The sequence below is a fragment of the Rothia aerolata genome, from assembly GCF_014635585.1.
Taxonomy (GTDB): domain Bacteria; phylum Actinomycetota; class Actinomycetes; order Actinomycetales; family Micrococcaceae; genus Rothia; species Rothia aerolata.
In genome coordinates this window covers 67,629-83,909 of sequence record NZ_BMDC01000003.1, presented here as the reverse complement: position 1 = coordinate 83,909, position 16,281 = coordinate 67,629, and the positions used below count along the sequence as shown (strand labels likewise).

The following is a 16,281-nucleotide window of genomic DNA, read 5'->3' as shown; positions in this document are numbered from 1 at the left end:
GGTTAAAGAATGGTTATCTGTGATTTACGTAAAAATGTAGAAGAGGCTAAAGGTACGTCTGGGCTTCCAGTCTGAGGGCGCCGGGCAACCTCCCTTAAACGCCAGCCCCGATGCCAGTTGCCCGGCGCCCTCAGACTGTTCGCTGTGGTTACTTATGAATCCCATCTTTCTCCGCCAGCTCAAGAAGCTGCTGCAGAATCACTGACCCAGACTCGACGCTCTGCGCCGCGACGTCCTTAATACCGTTGGCCCCGTGCACCGAGTCGTGCAGTGTCTCCATCTTGCGGTCTAGCTGGTCTGCGATGACGGCGGTTTCAGTCAGCTCCGCCACCAGGTGCTCGGGCACATCGCGGTCGTACTTATAGAAAATCTTGTGCTCCAGCGCCGCCCAAAAATCCATAGCAATGGTGCGGAACTGGAGCTCCACCGGAATCTTCTTGGGCCCGGTTGAAAGAAAAACCGGAATCTTGACAATCACGTGCAAAGACTTGTAGCCGTTGGGCTTGGGGTTGGCTATATAGTCTTTGACCTCCACAACCTCAACGTCGTCTTGATCCGTCAGAGCTTTCATCACGCGGTAGGTATCGCCAATGAAAGAACAGGTAATCCGCACGCCGGCAACGTCAAAGATATTCTCCGCCACCGAGGCAGAATCCAGCGGAACACCTTTGCGCACCAGCTTCTTCGCCAGCGATTCGGGTGCCTTGACCCGCGAGGTCACGTGCTCAATCGGGTTGTAGCGGTAATCGTGCAGAAACTCCTGCCGAAGAATATTGACCTTGGTCAGAATCTCGTCAATGGCAAACTGGTACTCCATGAGCATGCGTGAAAAGTCGCGGCCAAACTCGCGCATGGATTCCAGCGCGGGTAGAACTTTCTCTTCAAACTCAGCGGCCGATTCCCTGTTAAACTCCATGCCTAGCTCTTGAACCAGTCATCGAAGATGGTCACGGGCAGGGCACGCTTATGGCGGGATCGCAGGTACTTCTGCTCAAGATTCTCGGCGGCCTCTTCAGGGATTTCCTTACCCTCAAGGTAGTCGTCAATCTGGTCGTAGGTCAGCCCCAGCTCTTCCTCATCGGTGCGGCCGGGCTTGCCGTCGAGCAGGTCAGCAGTGGGCACCTTCTCCCAGAGCTTGGTCTCTGCTCCCAGCACCTTCAGCAGCTCCCGGTTCTGGCGCTTGTTCAGGCCGGCAAGGGGTAGAACATCGGCGCCGCCGTCGCCAAACTTGGTGAAGAAGCCGGTAATAGACTCGGCAGCGTGGTCGGTGCCCACCACCAGCAGGTTCTTCTCCCCTGCCAGGGCATACTGGGCAATCATGCGGGCGCGCGCCTTCACGTTGCCCTTGTTGAAATCTGCAATCTCACGGCCGGTAGCCTCCTGGAAAGCCGACTCGAAACCGTCTACCGCAGCACCGACATTGAAGGTGACCGTAGTCTTGGGCATGATGAACTTCAGCGCCGCCTGGGCGTCGTCCTCATCCTGCTGCACCTTATAGGGCAGACGCACCGCGATGAAGTCGGCGTCAATGCCCTCCATCGCCAGCTCCTCAACGGCCAACTGGCACAGGCGCCCCGCCAGGGTTGAATCTACGCCACCGCTGATTCCCAGAACAAAGCCCTTGGCACCGCTTGCCTTGAGGTAGTCCACCAGAAACTGCACGCGCTTACGCACCTGCCCGGCAGGGTCGATCTTCGGCTTAACGCCCATTTCTTCAATGATTTTTGCCTGTAGTTCACGCATGGGGTTAAGTCTACCCGGGCTAGGCCCTAAGCTGTTATAAAGTGTTTCAATCTCTACGGAGGAAGATGAACTATGACTCAGCAGAACAACTTTGGCTACCCTCCCGGCGGCTTTCAGCAGCCCCCGCAGGTTAGCTTTGATGCCTACGGAAACCAGATTCCCGCAGATGCCAAGACTATCTCTGTTCTCTCCCACCTCTCGTCGCTGGTTCTCTACCTGCTGACCGCCAGCACCCTGAGCTTTGTGGGGCCGCTGATTTTCTGGTTCATCTACCGGTCAAAGCCCAACTACGCTTTTGTTACCGCTAATTCGGCCAGGGCCTTCAACTTTAATCTGACCATGTGGGTTATCAACATCGCCGCCGGTTTGCTTGCCCTCGTTACCTTTGGCCTGGCGCTACCCATCTCTGGCCTGGTCTGGCTGGCCACCACGGTCTGTGTTTTTGTTTTTCACATTATTGGTGCGGTCAAGAGCAACAACGGCGAGGTCTATCACTACCCCCTGCAGATTAAGGTGCTGAAAGACTAGCCCCGCAGGACCTAAGCGTAGATTCTTTCCGCCTCCGCATACTTAGCGCGCACCTGCGGGGCAAAGCTCTGCGGCGCCTGGAGCTCAGACATATCGTAGAGGCGCTCAAAATTCTCCGGCAGAATCCAGCCGGTACCGGAATCTGCCAGGGAGCCGTGCTTGACATCGTAGTAGCCCGCTTTACCGCTCAGCGCAATGCCCCGCGCCCCATGCAGGGCACCCACCAGGTGGTGATGAAAACGGGTGGTCACCCACACCTGGTTAGAGCTAAATTCAAAGCCAGACCGCCAGAAGTGGGCAAAGGGCAGGAACTCGCCCACCAGATCCCGTAGCGCATCGTAGCCGGCAAAATCGTCGCCGGGAATTGCCTCCACATAGAAGGTTCTCTCCCGCGGAATTCCCCAGTACTCCACCTGGCGCCGGGCGAAGGCAACCAGGTTCTCGTGGGCGCCGTCGTCCAGCGCATCGTTCTGAATACAGAGGTAGAGCTCGGCGGTCTGCGGGTCAAAAGTACCCGGCTGCGGAGCAGACGGCAGCAGGTAGGCGTCGTCCCAGCCCCTCTCAATTCCCAGCTCGAGCGCGCTGGGGTTATCGCGCACACTCACGTGCTCGAAGCTCTCAAAATTCTCATCAATTCGCGGCATCAGCCCCTGGCCGGTTGCAATCAGCCGCGCGCCGGAAATCTCGCGGGCTGCCCGCATGGCGTCAACGATCAGCTTGTTTTCCTGCCACACGGAGTTCACGAAGCCGCCGCCCAGCAGGTGGATCACGCCCGCCTCGCGCAGCTCAAGCAGGCCCACGTCGAACTTGGGCGAGCCCAAATCGCGCACCAGCTGAGCCGGGGTGCGGTTGCCAAAGTGCAGGTACTCGTGGATAGCGCGGAAAACCGTGTTCGTCACGTGCAGCTTGGGGTGAAGGCCCTTGAGTAAGGACGACGCCGTGCCTGGCTCCCGCACGTCCAGCCAGACCTCGGTGTCAGGCTTGTGCTCGGCCAGAAAGCGTAGCCAGCGGGCGGCAATAAGTTCATCACCAAAGTTGGGAAAGCCCGCCATAGAAATCAGGTAGATGGGCGGCTCAGGCTGGGTGGGTTCTTGGGCCTGCCCGCCGGCAGGTGCCGAACGAAAACGTGAAAACATAGGTTCAGTTTAGCTTCCCCACCAGCCCGAGCCCGCCCGCTTAGAGGTGATCGACAGCGTACTGAGCCTGTTCAGGGGTGAACTGCTCACCGTATTCGCTAATGAGCTGGTCATAAATGGCAGCGCTACTCATATCCATCTCCTGGTAGCTCTGAGCAGCTTCGAGAGCCTCTTCGTTCCAGTCTGCCTTGACGTTGTCTACCGCATACTGGGCCTGCTCAGGGGTGAACTGCTCACCAAATTCACTGGTGAGCTGCTCGTAGAGACCGGCATTCGAGAAGTGCATAATGTCGATGTAGTTTTGGGCTGATCCCAGCGCTTCTTCATTCCAATCAGCCTTGACGTTATCAACCGCGTACTGGGCTGCTTCAGGCGAGAACTTTTCGCCATACTCGCTGGTGAGCTGGTCATAGAGACCCGCATAGGAGAAGTCCATGATGCGGAGATAGTCGTTAGCCTTTGAAAGAGCGCTCGTGTACTCGCGCGGTACACCTGCTGAGGATGCTGCGGCGTCGGAGCTTGCCGATGCAGCCGGCTCACTGGAAGCCGGTGTGGCCGCCCGGCTTGAGGGAGCTTCAGCCACCGGTGCCGGGGTAGTCCGCTCTTCAGTAGCAAGAGATTCACGGCTAGCAGTGGCTGACGGGCTGGCGACAAGCGGGGCCCGCTCCTCAAAACTCTGCTGGGGTTCGGGAGAGCTGCCCAGTGAATTCACGACAACAACGAAAAGCACAATGGCTGAGACAATCGATCCAACCACCGAGAGCACAATGGCAATAATTGAGCTAATCTTTTCCCTATTCTTCTGGAAAAGCCCCACGATACCGACCACCAGGGCCGCAAGCAATAGCAACCAGCCCAGAATCATAACGCCGGGAATGCAGGCTAGAATAAAGCCCAGAACGCCCAGGCCTAAGGCAACCAGGCCCACCACGTTACGGGGCTTCTTACCGTTGGGCATCTGACCAGGCTGGCCCGGTGCTGGGTAAGCAGTGTTATAGGGAGAAGACCAAGTGCCATCAGCACCTGCGGGAGTTGAACCGGGCTGCTGCGGGTTCGATGAAGGGGTATAGGGGTTTTCACTCATGGTAATAGAGTAAACACTTTCTGAGAAAACCCTGAATAAAATGTCAGATATTACTTGACCCCCTACTTCCAGCATGTAAAGTACCGCACCCCAAAACTGAGCTACCTTGGTATTCTTAAAGCTGGTGTGTTTTGAGCACCAGATTGTTTTCAGTCCGATTCCCGCCCAGCCGCCCGGCACCAACACGCCGGCGAGAAACCAAGCCAAGCAGCGTCGTCCTGAAAAACATCAGCACACCGCACCGCCGTGAAATCCGGCCGGTGAAGCGCTCATCAAGGAGTAACTCAATGCCCGCAGTAGTGATTGTTGGAGCCCAGTGGGGCGATGAAGGTAAAGGTAAAGCAACCGACTTGCTCGGCGGCCGCGTAGACTACGTGGTCAAGCCTAACGGCGGCAACAACGCCGGCCACACCGTCGTCGTCAACGGCCAGAAGTTCGAGCTCAAGCTCCTTCCCGCTGGCATTCTCTCAGAGAACGCAACCCCGGTGATTGGTAACGGCGTGGTGGTCAACCCCGAGGCTCTCTTTGAGGAAATTGACGGGCTCGAAGCCCGCGGCGCAGACACCTCCAAGCTGAAGATTTCGGCGAATGCCCACCTGGTAGCGCCCTACCACCAGACCATGGACAAGGTCACCGAGCGGTTCCTGGGCAAGCGCGCCATCGGCACCACCGGTCGCGGCATTGGCCCCACCTACATGGACAAGGTAGCCCGCCTGGGCATTCGTGTGCAGGACATTCTCGATGAATCAATCCTGCGCCAGAAGGTTGAGGGAGCCCTGCGCCAGAAGAACGAGCTGCTGGTGAAGGTCTACAACCGCCGCCACGTAGAGGTTGACGAAATCGTGGACTACTTCATGAGCTTTGCAGACCGCCTGCGCCCCATGATTGTTGAATCCACCCAGCTGCTCAACGCCGCCCTCGACGAGGGCAAGACCCTGCTGATGGAGGGTGGCCAGGCGACCTTCCTGGACGTCGATCACGGCACCTACCCCTTCGTGACCTCCTCTAACCCCACCGCCGGTGGCGCATCGGTGGGTTCGGGCATTGGCCCCACCCGTATCTCCCGCGTGATCGGTATTCAGAAGGCATACACCACCCGCGTGGGTGCAGGCCCCTTCCCCACCGAGCTCTTTGACGAGTGGGGAGAATTCCTGCAAAAGACCGGCGGTGAGTTCGGCGTCAACACCGGCCGCCCCCGCCGCTGTGGCTGGTACGACTCGGTACTGGCCCGTCAGGCAGTGCGCATCAACGGCTTTACCGACCTCTTCATCACCAAGCTGGACGTGCTCACCGGCATTGAGAAGATTCCCGTATGCGTGGCTTATGACGTGGACGGCGTGCGCCACGACGAGATGCCCATGACCCAGACCGACTTCCACCACGCCAAGCCCATCTACGAGTACTTTGACGGTTGGACTGAGGACATTACCGAGGCTAAGTCTCTGGATGAGCTGCCTACCAATGCCCGACTCTACCTGGAAAAGCTTGAAGAGCTCTCGGGCTGCCGCATCTCAGCTGTGGGTGTGGGCCCCGGCCGCGAGCAGACCATTGTGGTTCGAGATCTGATCGAAGAGTAAGGAAACTCTTTCTCTCGCCTTTGGTACACCTTGAGAGCGCCAGTACATGTGTAGATGTGTACTGGCGCTCTGAATGTGTACCAAACTTTTTCCTAGCGGAATTGAGGTGTACTCAAGTCTCTAGGCAGCAACCAGTTTCTGCCGCTGAACCTCTCTGATTCTTTGAGCTAGCTTTCCCCGGAAAATAGCCGGGTTCTTGAACACCTGCTCCCATCGGGTTCTTATCAGAATTTTTCCGTTAGCAGTAATGTCGTCTTCGCGCCACTTCTCCTGCAGAATTGAGCTCTCAAACGACTGCGATTCTTTGTACTTTCCGGCGCCGTCGAACTCGATATAGATGCCAAAATCTGGAAGGTAAAAGTCAACGCGAAAGTTGTAGCCGGGAACCCAATACTGCTCGATGTAGCTCACTCCCATATCATCGAGAATGAGACGGGTGAGGGTTTCACCGGCAGATTCAGAAGAACTACTCATGGAATCTGCAACTCTGAGTACCTTCCTCCTGCCCCTGCGCGAGAAACCCAGCAGTTTCTCTTTCAGTTCAGTCTCTGTAATCAGTTTCTGCCGCAGAGCCGAATCGGCAAGAACTACAGCCTCTTGGAAAGAAAGAACTGTTGCCGAATCAGCAACGGTAGTGGCAATATCAGTGCACAGTATTCCCGCACCAGTTGTAAAGGTGGGAGTTTCAGGCACGAGAAAAGGGTGATTAACTACCCTATCGCGGCTTCCTCTGGAGTTACGGGAGCAGTAAACATGCACGCTATCGGGGTCCGATATGAGATCTAGGTGTTGCAGCAGAGCCGCCGATTGATGAGAAAACACCGTGATTGGGCTATTGAGGTGAACCGCTAAAACTTCGACTACCGGCACCTCCCACGGGGCAAGCGAATCAAAAAATTGAGTGGATACATAGACGCCCTGCCGAATTTTTCGCACCGTGCCCTGCAAAAGTAGCTTTTTGATCTGGTGGTTGTTGTACCCAGATTCGACCAACTGCTGATAGCTTTTGACCCTTGCGAGATACTCTTCAATCTGTTTCATAGATATATTTTGCTAATTTTCTATACAAAATATATTTGCTTCTTAAAATCTGTGGATAAAAGAGGGATTTTGTTTACTTTTAAGCGTTTTCCACAGGGATCTGGTGTACAGGTTGGTCACAGGGAACAAAAATTTCTACGTCTGGGCACACCCTAAAATCAAGCACGGCCTGCCCGGTACACCTCAATTCCGGACATGATTTCTTCAGTACACCTTGAGAGCGCCAGTACATGTGTAGATGTGTACTGGCGCTCTGAATGTGTACCAAACTGTCGCTGAGCTGATTCCGCTCGCGCCCGCTTCGCTACTCCCCCGCGCTAACGCGCTCCAGCCTCGCAAGCTCGGCTGATTCCGCACGATTTTTATTTCCTCGCTCGCTCGGAAAATCGTGCTACATCCAATCTTTCTTCTTGAAGAGCACATACAGAAAGACCGACGTCACCACCATCAACAGCAAAGCCGCCGGATACCCCAGCGCCCAGTGCAACTCGGGCATATTATCGAAATTCATGCCGTAAATAGAACCAATCACGGTCGGAGCCACCAAAATAGCCGCCCAGCCAGAAATCTTCTTCATGTCATCGTTCTGACGCTCCGCCACGATAATCGAGTTCACCTCCAAGGCATTCTGTAGAGAAGCCCGAAGGTCATCAATCCGCTCGTTAACCTGTAGGGCGTGGTCGTGAACGTCTCGGAAACGCCGAATATCCTCCACGGCCTCTTCATTCTGCCCGCCGCCGGGCAGATGAGAGTTCATGCGGATTCTGCCCATGAGAACATCAAGCACGGTGGTCAGCGGCTTGGCGGCGCGTTTGAAGTCTGCCACCTCATTGAGTAGCTGGTAGGTTCGCTGAGACACTTTCGAGGTGTCAGTGAGTTCTTCGGTAAAGAGGGAATCCTCAATCTCATCGCCGTCATTCTCCAGTCCCTCAATCACCGGCATATAGCCGTCTACCACGGCATCCAGGGCGGCATGAACCATATCCCAGGGGGATTTCATGTTCTGCATCTCGGCGGAAACCCGCTCAAAGAGCTGCTTGATGGTGCGGGATTCCCGCAGGTAATCCTTGATAATGCCACCAGAAAATTAGAGCCCATGAAGAGGTGGATCTCGCCAAAATGAATTTCCTCTGCCTGGTCCAGGTAAACCGCCGGGCGCAACACCAGAAAGTAGGTGTCTCCATAGCGGTCAATCTTGGCGCGCTGGTGGCCCTCGGTGGAGTCTTCCACCGCCAGCTCGTTCATGCCAAAGCGTTCGGTCAGCGCCTGCATGTCGGTGGAATCGGGGTCTGAAATACCGATAAAAGCGGTGGCTCCCTCGTGAGATTTCAGCAGATCGTGGGTATTTTGCAGCGACTGGGAGGTCAGCGAGTTTCCCGAGGGAAAGTTGACGGTATTCATAAGCACGGGCATGGCTTTTATCTTATGCGCCGAAAGCCTGCGAAGCTGGTACGCTGTTACGTTGGCATTTGTCACGTTAGCCCCTCAGGGCGCGGTTTTCACAAAGGAGCGGCCGTGAAGCAGAGTCTGTTGCGTACACCAGGTATGGTGCCGGTACTTGCTACCTTCGCCTTTTGCATCTCGGGGCTTGCCCTGCTTCTCCCGGCGTCTCCTGCCTGGGTTTCTGCCGGTGGCGCGAATGCGACCGGGGCCGGTTTAGTCACGGCTGTGCTCATGGCGGCAACCGTTGCCACCCAGGTGCTAGTGGTACAGAAAGCTCTCGACCGGTTCGGCTGGGCCGCCACGCTCACGGCGGGTTCCCTCTTCATGGGCTTACCTTCACCTCTGCAGGCTATCTCCTCAGACCTCTGGCTGGTGCTGCTCTCCTCCGCCCTGCGCGGTGTGGGCTTCGGCATTCTCACCGTCTGTTGTTCGACGGCGCTCACCCTCCTGGTACCCTCCAACCAGCGAGGACGCGCAGTGGGCTACTACGGCCTTGCCGCTGCGATTCCCCAGCTGCTTTTCACCCCGCTTTCCCCCTGGATAGCGCAGACCCTCGGCTTCCGCTTTGTACTGTGCGCCGGCGTCATTGCCGCCCTGGGCGCGCCCTTTGCCTGGCGGCTGGGCTCGCTGGTGGACTCGATGAATAAGGACGACGCCGCTACGGTGCAGACCGGCGCCATGACTCAGGTGGTGGGCGGCTCGGTGCTTCCTATTATTTGGCCGGCCCTGCTCACCCTGACTCTGGCAACAGCTGCCGGTGGCGCTCTGATGACCTTCGCTTCGGAGATCGCCCAGGATGCCTCGGCTGCCTCCCTGGCTCTACTGGTGATGATGGCGGTTGCGGTTCCCACCAGGCTATACGGCGGTACCCTCACCGACCGCTGGGGTACCCGCATCACTATGGCGCCGGTGCTGGCCCTCAACGCTGCGGGCGTGGCAGCCCTGGGGTTTGCCAGTATCTCAGGCTCTGCCCTGGATCTTATGCTGGCAGCGCTTCTGACCGGTACCGGCTACGGATTTTTGCAGTCGGTAACCATGGTACGGGCGCTCTCTGACGCACCCGCTTCAAAAACCACTGCCGCCTCGGTGGCCTGGAACGCCAACTACGATTTGGGCACCGGCCTGGGCGGTATAGCACTGGGCGCCCTGGCATCGGGCTTTGGTTTTGCTAACGCCTGGTGGATTTGGGCGGCAGCCATGATGGCAGCGGCCCTGCTGCTGGGTATTCGAGATTTCAAAAGGTAGCCCGCTACCTAGACAGCCCGAGCGCGCCCGGCCAACCGGCGTCATCCTACATAAAACGTTCCAGCAGCGAACTCTCCGCCATGCGCGAGAGCGACTCGCGAATAATGCGGGCGCGCTGTTCGCCGATGCCCTCCACGGCGCGTAAGTCTTCGAGGTTGGCCGCCATGAGTCCCGGCAGTCCGTTGAAGTTTTCCACCAGGCGGTCTACCACGGTGGCGGGCATAGACTTGATACCGGCCAGCAGGCGGTAGCCGCGCGGAGACATCTCCGCGTCAAGATCGGTATTTATCCCCACCGCGGCGGCGATGGTTTCAAGATCAACAATGTCTTTGTCTTGGAGCTGAACCAGGGCGTTGAGTGCCTCGGGAATGGCGCTGCCCAGCACCTCCCACTCAACCGGCAGATAGTCGCGCAGAATTACCGCGGCTCCGGGAAGGTCGGGCTGGGTCAGTTCGTCCAGCTGGAGTTTGATGAGGCGGCCGTGGGTTCCCAGCTCCACCACATAGTGGTTGACCTCGGCAGAAATACGCCGCACCATCTCCATGCGTTGCAGGGTAGAGAGAACGTCGCGGGCGGTTACGTTGGCTTCGATCTCTAAAGAGGAAAGAGCCTGGAGCACTTTCTCCAGGCGGGAGGTATAGGACTCCAGGGTCTGAATCGCCTGGTTGGCGCGAGAAACCAGCGCCTGGGTGTTCTCTACCGCGTAGCGGATTCCGCTGACGTAGACGGTAATCAGCGACATCGAGGAGCTCACCGCAATCACGGGAAAACCGGTTTGAATCGCCACGCGCTCGGCGGTGCGGTGGCGGGTTCCCGATTCGTGGGTCTCAATAGAGGGGTCAGGCAGCAACTGCACGCTAGCGTTGAGCAGCATGGTGACCTCTTTGTTGCAGATTATCGCGCCGTCCATCTTCGCAAGTTCCCGCAGAGCGGTGGCGGAGAACTCCGTGTTGATGGCAAAGCCACCGGAGGAAATCGACTGCACCGTCTTATCGCTACCCAGCACAATCAGGCCGCCGGTACGGCCGCGCAGAATACGCTCAATGCCCTCGCGCAGCTCGGTGCCGGGGGCTATGCGGGCAAGGGTTCGAATCAGCTGGTTGTCATAGTCGATAAGCACAGAACCTATCTTAAGCCCGCAGTGGCCAGGTTAAGGGCAGGACGCCGCTGGGGCGAGAAAGCCACCAGCGGCGGGTGAACGCAGACTAACCGGTTACGATGATTCGGGCGGGCTCCGAGGTTACACCGTTGACGGTTGCGGTAGCCCAGTAGTAGCCGGGATCAACGTTGCGATTGGTGTTGCAGCCCAGGGCGTTGAGCGAACGATCCCAGGTAATCACCTTGGTGTCGGTTGCACCCGCTGCCAGCTCTGAAGTCTCAACGGCTGCGTTGTTGCACTGGGCATAGTTGAAGACCTGGGCGGAGCCGGAGGTGATGTTGATGTCGATGGTCTGGCCTTCACCGCCAATATCGCAGGGGTTGCCCGAGGTGTTGGTATAGGTGATTGCCATAGCGGGGTTCTCACCAGCGGCGTAGCTACCCTTGTCTGCGGTAAGGGAAACCTGCATGTCAGCGGCGGAACAGGCCGCTACGGTTGCGGGAGTCTCGGTGGGTTCTGCGGTGGGCTCAGCAGTTTCGCTGGGAGCGGCGGTTTCAGATGCTGCGGGGTCTGAAGTCTCGGTAGCAGCCGGGTCTGCGGATTCGGTAGCATCAGCCGATTCGCTGGGCTCAGCAGACTCGCTGGCGGTCTCTGAGGGGTCTGCCGAGGAGCTTTCTGAGGCCTCATCTGATGCACGTTCGGTGAAGTCGCTGAAGGGCTCTGCCGAGGCAGAGGGGCTGGCGCTGGCAGCAGAATTGGCTTCTTCGTCGTTACCGCCGATAGCGCGGAAGACCGAAACAATGCCCCAAATCAGAAGCAGGGCAAGAAGAAGTAAAACGCCCAGCGCAATCAAACGACGCCGGCGGTAGTTGGGCTCTACGGGCTCGGGGCCCTCAGGATCTTCATAACTCACAGACATGTTTATAGCGTACCGGGTGAGGCACTTGTTTGAGAATTTTATTCGCCCCGGTTACAGGAAATCGTCTAGAGTGTGATGAATGAGCTCTTCCCCTAATAATTCGGTGGTTTCTCCCGAGAAAATTGCATTCCTTCACCGGAATATTAACGCCTGGTTCCGCGCCCATGCCCGGGACCTCCCCTGGCGTGCAGCCGACCGCTCCGGTTGGTCTGTTATGGTCAGTGAATTTATGCTTCAGCAGACCCACGTGAAGCGGGTCTTGCCGGTCTGGGAGACCTGGATGGAACGCTGGCCCACCCCCGCAGACCTGGCAGCTGTTGATTCCTCTGAGGCGGTGCGCGCCTGGGGTCGGCTGGGCTACCCCCGCAGGGCTCTGCGCCTGCACGCGGCGGCTCAGGCGATTGTTGAGAAGCACAATGGCGAGGTTCCCTCCTCCTACGAAGAACTGCTGGCTTTACCCGGAGTTGGCTCCTACACGGCAGCCGCCATTAGCGTGTTTGCCTTTGGAAACCGCGCCACCGTGGTTGATACCAATATCCGCCGAGTTTTTGGACGCACGGTGCGCGGGCTTGCCCTGCCCGGCAAGTCTCTGACCGCCGCCGAGATGCGCCTGGCGGAATCCCTTATGCCCGATGATCTTGAAGAATCGGTGGTCTGGAACGCCGCCACCATGGAGCTGGGTGCTCTCATCTGCACCGCCAAGTCCCCCAGGTGCGAGGAATGCCCGGTCTCTTCGGGCTGCGCCTGGATTGCCGCAGGCAAGCCCGAGGCAGACTATGTTCCCACCGGCCAGGCGTGGGCAGGCACCGACCGCCAGCTGCGCGGTGCCATGATGGCGGTACTGCGCGAGGCAACGGGGCCGCTACCTGCGGAGCTCCTGACCTCAGGAGGGCGCGTGGACTTCGCCTTTCCGCAGGAGGTGGCCGCCGCCGTCCAGAAACTCCAAAAGCTCAACTCCCCCGCTGAGCAACTACAGCGCTGTTTCGCGGGTCTGCTGGCAGACGGCCTGGCTAAGCAGGACGACGCGGGGCGGGTAAGCCTTTAACACAGTTGACTGCTCATCGGTGTGCCGCTCAGTCAACCTCCCTTAAACGCCAGCCCCGATGCCAGTTGACTGAGCGGCACACCGATTCACTTCACCCCATAAGTACTCACCCCGGCATGGTGAGCACCAGGAGCACCAACGGCACCAGCGTGAAGGCGACCGAGAGCCAGAAGTAGAGTGGCGAGTACACGCCATACTTTTTGGGGTAAGCATGGCCGTTCTTGTAGAGGCCCACCAGGGCGATTATCAGCGGAAGCAGGCCGGTACCAGAGAAAGACACCAGGTAAAAGAGCGGGAACCAGATAGTGGTAAAAAAGCCGGGGTGCTCCTGCACAAAACCAAATTCCTGATGAGCTTTTTTACCCCGCTGGAAAGCGGGTTCTGACTGGCTGGGTTCTCTGATTTCAGTGAACACTAGTAGGTCACCGCCTTTGCATTGCCTTCGGTATCCACCGTAAATTCCACGGTGCGGTTAAAACCCGTGCTGAAGTTTAAGAAGTCGTACTTGAGGGGCTGCACCACCGTAATGGTCGAGTCTTGAATGTGGGTTTCAGCACTGACCATATCCCAGCCAAGCAACCTTGAGCGATAGGTTGCGGAACCTGCCTGCTCGGTTAGTTCTCCGTTCAGGGCACACCACTGTGCCCTGAAGTTATTAGTAGCAACCTTGAAACCCAGAACGTTCTTCTCGTGCGTTTCTGCTGAGGCTTCCCAACACCGCTTGCCAGAATCGTTGGTTCCACGGTTCTGCACTTCAACGGTAAGCTCCGCAGAATCCGAGTTCAAAGCTCTCGACTGGCCCAAAATCATCGAAAAAGCGAAGGGAAAAATAACTCCCAGAAGAAGTACAGCAACGGTAAAAGCTCTAAGATTCTTACGCTTAGATGGCAGGCTCGAAATGTCTCTGTATCTTGCCAAATCCTATCGCTCCTCTGAATCAGCCTCGGCATTTTATGAGAGGTGGCTAACAATTATAGCGAATGAGGCACGACTTATCAGAGGGTAGTAATCATGCGGGTGTTGCCCAAGGTGTTGGGCTTGACCCTGGCAAGGTCAAGGAATTCCGCCACGCCCTCATCGTAGGAGCGCAGCAGTTCGGCAAAGATTTCGGGGTCGAGCTGTTTCTGGTTGCTCATCACTTCAAAGCCCATGCGTTCAAAGAAGTCCACCTCAAAGGTCAGGCAGAAAACCTCTTTGACCCCGATAGTGCGGGCGCGGTCTAGCAGGGCTTCAACCAGCATTCGGCCCAGGCCCTTGCCCCGGACTCTCGGGTCAGTCGCCAGGGTTCTCACCTCTGCGATGTTTCGCCACATCACGTGTAGGGCACCGCAGGCCAGAACCTTCTGGTTCTCGCCTTCGATAACCAAAAATTCCTGGATGCCCTCATAGTAGGCAACCGTCTCTTTAGCAATGAGGATTTTCTGCTCCGCCAGGGGTGCAATCAGGGCCTGGATGGCAGGAACATCGTGAACGGTCGCGGGGCGGAGGGTCAGGCTGGTCATAACCCCACTCTAGCCCCTGCAACCGCCAAAGTACCGCCCGCTTCCGGTATATGACCAGCAAGGTAGCTCTATCTCTATTGGATTTTTCTTGTTATCCTAAAAATGTCTTGTTCCCGACGATTGGTTTCACATTGGATTCAGCACCTTCTGCATAAGTTCATGCTGTAGTGCCCCACAGGCAGGTGGTCAAAAGTGCCGCAGCTTCACTTATCGATGCAAAAGGTTTGCTCTACCGTGTCTAATGTTTCTATCGTCTTAAACAACGTTTCACTTCTTCGCCCCAATGGCACCAGCACCCTTGAAAATATCTCCGGTTCTTTCTCAGCCCCTCTTACCGGCTTAGTTGGAGATAACGGAGCAGGAAAATCTAGTCTTCTAAGACTCATTATGGGTATTGAGGAACCCACTAGTGGTTCAATTACCGCACCTACGCGCTTAGGATACTTGCCCCAAGAGATTGCTCTCCAAACGTCAAAGACTCCAGCTGATTTATTAGGTATTGCACCGGTTCTTCACGCGCTAGAACAGATTGAATCAGGCGAATATTCAGAAAGTCTCTACACAATTATCGGCGACAACTGGTCCATTGCAGAAGACCTCGTTGCGAAGCTAGCCAGCGGAGGGTTTAAGCCAGCCCTCGAATCGCAAGAAGCTGGTCAACGACCTGAAGATTTTCTGTGTAGACGGCTATCGACCTTCTCCGGCGGAGAAGTAATAACTCTAGCGCTTCTCTCAGCGTTACAAGATAACCCTGAGTTCCTTCTCTTAGATGAGCCCACAAATAATCTCGATGCCTCATCGAAAGCGGAATTACTAGCCCGGCTAGATAAGCTCTCCTGCCCTGCTTTGATAGTTAGTCATGACCGAGACTTGTTGGCACATGTACATGAGATTGCTGAGATACGAAGTGACCGCGGCATTTCATCTTTACGATTCTTTGAAGGGAACTTTGAATCATATCGAGCAATTATCGACGGGGAACAACGGGTAGCTCGCCGTAGAATCTCCGAGGCTAAAGCTGAGGAGAAGCAGCAAAAACGGGATCGTATTGAAACTCAGGAAAAACTCGATCGCAGAAGTCGCAACCATAAAAAGGCCGAAAATAATAAAGTTTCCTCAGGCATGGTAGCTGGACTACTAAAAAGTTCAGCTCAGAAATCAGCAGGCAAGCTGAAATCTACCCAGGACTCCGCAGAGTCTACCGCGATTGCGAAGGCACAAGCAGCTGAAACTCTGCTGAGAGACGATCAAACGATCTATCTAGACCTTTCAGCTACCAATCTACCCACCGGCAGAAAAGTTTTGGAATTACAAAAAACCTCTGAAGCTTTAGAGGAACTACCGGAGTCTTATGTTCTGCAAGGTTCTGAACATTTGCTGATCACCGGTAACAACGGAGCAGGCAAGACCACGTTGATGCGTGAAATTTTTACACCCGGTCTCAAAAATCTCAGTACTAAAGGTAGACCTGCTCCTGCATATCAGGTTACCTATCGAATCGATTCGGTAGGATACCTACCGCAGAAAATAGAACTCAAGAACAATCTGACAGTTCTAGAAACTGTGTCTGAAGCAAACCATGAAGCTTCAGAACAATATTTACGTGACCAGCTAGCGAAGCTGCTGTTTAGACGTGATTCCGTCAACGCAAAGGTAGCAACACTTTCTGGTGGAGAACGTTTCAGAGTGGCCTTAGCTCAAATTCTTTTATCCAACCCAGCGCCCCAACTGCTACTTCTTGATGAGCCAACCAATAATTTAGATATTAGCTCGGTGGATTGGCTAGTAGGCGCCCTCGCCAACTATCAGGGTTCCCTCGTGTTGATTTCACATGATGCTGATTTTTGTTCTCGGGTTCGTATTGACCAAGAGCTAGCCCTGTAGCCCCCACTCAACAAAAATGCCCGCAACCACCGAAG

17 protein-coding genes are annotated in these 16,281 nt (G+C 56.2%); 5 read left to right on the top strand and 12 right to left on the bottom strand.

Annotated features, from left to right (window positions below):
* Positions 1-148: 148 nt before the first annotated feature.
* Both IEV00_RS08360 and nadE read right to left on the bottom strand, forming a co-directional pair.
* On the bottom strand, positions 149-916 hold the full coding sequence (locus IEV00_RS08360) for a GTP pyrophosphokinase (protein WP_188359911.1): 768 nt from the start codon (positions 914-916) through the stop codon (positions 149-151).
* A 2-nt stretch (positions 917-918) separates the two neighbouring features.
* Positions 919-1,743: an NAD(+) synthase gene (nadE, locus tag IEV00_RS08355; RefSeq protein WP_188359910.1), complete on the bottom strand. Its 825-nt coding sequence runs from the start codon at positions 1,741-1,743 to the stop codon at positions 919-921.
* 72 nt (positions 1,744-1,815) lie between these two features.
* Here nadE and IEV00_RS08350 point away from each other — a divergent pair, with 72 nt between their 5' ends.
* A complete protein-coding gene (locus IEV00_RS08350; RefSeq protein WP_188359909.1) occupies positions 1,816-2,271 on the top strand; it encodes a DUF4870 domain-containing protein in 456 nt (151 codons plus the stop codon).
* An 11-nt stretch (positions 2,272-2,282) separates the two neighbouring features.
* On the opposite strand, the gene IEV00_RS08345 is transcribed toward IEV00_RS08350, so the two are convergent.
* Positions 2,283-3,407 carry a polysaccharide pyruvyl transferase family protein gene (locus IEV00_RS08345; protein WP_188359908.1) on the bottom strand — a complete coding sequence of 375 codons (1,125 nt, stop codon included), beginning with the start codon at positions 3,405-3,407 and terminating at the stop codon, positions 2,283-2,285.
* A 40-nt stretch (positions 3,408-3,447) separates the two neighbouring features.
* Entirely contained in the window at positions 3,448-4,491 is a 1,044-nt protein-coding gene (locus tag IEV00_RS08340; RefSeq protein WP_229723151.1) for an Ltp family lipoprotein, read from the bottom strand.
* Positions 4,492-4,778: 287 nt separating this feature from the next.
* Here IEV00_RS08340 and IEV00_RS08335 point away from each other — a divergent pair, with 287 nt between their 5' ends.
* Positions 4,779-6,068 carry an adenylosuccinate synthase gene (locus IEV00_RS08335; protein ID WP_188359907.1) on the top strand — a complete coding sequence of 430 codons (1,290 nt, stop codon included), beginning with the start codon at positions 4,779-4,781 and terminating at the stop codon, positions 6,066-6,068.
* A gap of 120 nt (positions 6,069-6,188) precedes the next feature.
* Here IEV00_RS08335 and IEV00_RS08330 read toward each other — a convergent pair whose 3' ends face one another.
* The 3 genes from IEV00_RS08330 to IEV00_RS11220 form a co-directional block, all read right to left on the bottom strand.
* Positions 6,189-7,109: a putative endonuclease domain-containing protein gene (locus IEV00_RS08330; protein ID WP_188359906.1), complete on the bottom strand. Its 921-nt coding sequence runs from the start codon at positions 7,107-7,109 to the stop codon at positions 6,189-6,191.
* A 391-nt stretch (positions 7,110-7,500) separates the two neighbouring features.
* Entirely contained in the window at positions 7,501-8,109 is a 609-nt protein-coding gene (locus tag IEV00_RS08325; protein WP_268234174.1) for a CorA family divalent cation transporter, read from the bottom strand.
* Positions 8,106-8,522: a CorA family divalent cation transporter gene (locus tag IEV00_RS11220; protein ID WP_188359905.1), complete on the bottom strand. Its 417-nt coding sequence runs from the start codon at positions 8,520-8,522 to the stop codon at positions 8,106-8,108. The genes IEV00_RS08325 and IEV00_RS11220 overlap by 4 nt, the downstream gene beginning before the upstream one ends.
* A gap of 102 nt (positions 8,523-8,624) precedes the next feature.
* Between IEV00_RS11220 and IEV00_RS08315 the strand changes: the two genes are divergently transcribed.
* Complete coding sequence (locus IEV00_RS08315; RefSeq protein WP_188359904.1) at positions 8,625-9,797, top strand: MFS transporter; 1,173 nt, start codon at positions 8,625-8,627, stop codon at positions 9,795-9,797.
* A 46-nt stretch (positions 9,798-9,843) separates the two neighbouring features.
* Here the strand turns inward: IEV00_RS08315 and disA are convergent, their stop codons facing one another.
* Both disA and IEV00_RS08305 read right to left on the bottom strand, forming a co-directional pair.
* Positions 9,844-10,917, bottom strand: a complete 1,074-nt coding sequence (gene disA, locus IEV00_RS08310) for a DNA integrity scanning diadenylate cyclase DisA (RefSeq protein WP_373868238.1) — start codon at positions 10,915-10,917, stop codon at positions 9,844-9,846.
* A gap of 85 nt (positions 10,918-11,002) precedes the next feature.
* Positions 11,003-11,809, bottom strand: a complete 807-nt coding sequence (locus tag IEV00_RS08305; RefSeq protein ID WP_188359903.1) for a hypothetical protein — start codon at positions 11,807-11,809, stop codon at positions 11,003-11,005.
* Positions 11,810-11,894: 85 nt separating this feature from the next.
* On the opposite strand from IEV00_RS08305, the gene IEV00_RS08300 reads away from it, so the two are divergent.
* Positions 11,895-12,860 carry an iron-sulfur binding domain-containing protein gene (locus tag IEV00_RS08300; RefSeq protein ID WP_188359902.1) on the top strand — a complete coding sequence of 322 codons (966 nt, stop codon included), beginning with the start codon at positions 11,895-11,897 and terminating at the stop codon, positions 12,858-12,860.
* Positions 12,861-12,966: 106 nt separating this feature from the next.
* On the opposite strand, the gene IEV00_RS08295 is transcribed toward IEV00_RS08300, so the two are convergent.
* The 3 genes from IEV00_RS08295 to IEV00_RS08285 form a co-directional block, all read right to left on the bottom strand.
* Positions 12,967-13,275: a hypothetical protein gene (locus IEV00_RS08295; RefSeq protein ID WP_188359901.1), complete on the bottom strand. Its 309-nt coding sequence runs from the start codon at positions 13,273-13,275 to the stop codon at positions 12,967-12,969.
* Positions 13,275-13,646 carry a hypothetical protein gene (locus tag IEV00_RS08290; RefSeq protein ID WP_188359900.1) on the bottom strand — a complete coding sequence of 124 codons (372 nt, stop codon included), beginning with the start codon at positions 13,644-13,646 and terminating at the stop codon, positions 13,275-13,277. The genes IEV00_RS08295 and IEV00_RS08290 overlap by 1 nt, the downstream gene beginning before the upstream one ends.
* A gap of 209 nt (positions 13,647-13,855) precedes the next feature.
* Positions 13,856-14,362, bottom strand: a complete 507-nt coding sequence (locus IEV00_RS08285) for an amino-acid N-acetyltransferase (RefSeq protein ID WP_188359899.1) — start codon at positions 14,360-14,362, stop codon at positions 13,856-13,858.
* Between the two features lie 234 nt (positions 14,363-14,596).
* Here IEV00_RS08285 and IEV00_RS08280 point away from each other — a divergent pair, with 234 nt between their 5' ends.
* The gene (locus IEV00_RS08280) at positions 14,597-16,246 is read left to right on the top strand and encodes an ATP-binding cassette domain-containing protein (protein WP_188359898.1); all 1,650 of its coding nucleotides are present in this window, start codon (positions 14,597-14,599) and stop codon (positions 16,244-16,246) included.
* Positions 16,247-16,281 lie beyond the last annotated feature (35 nt).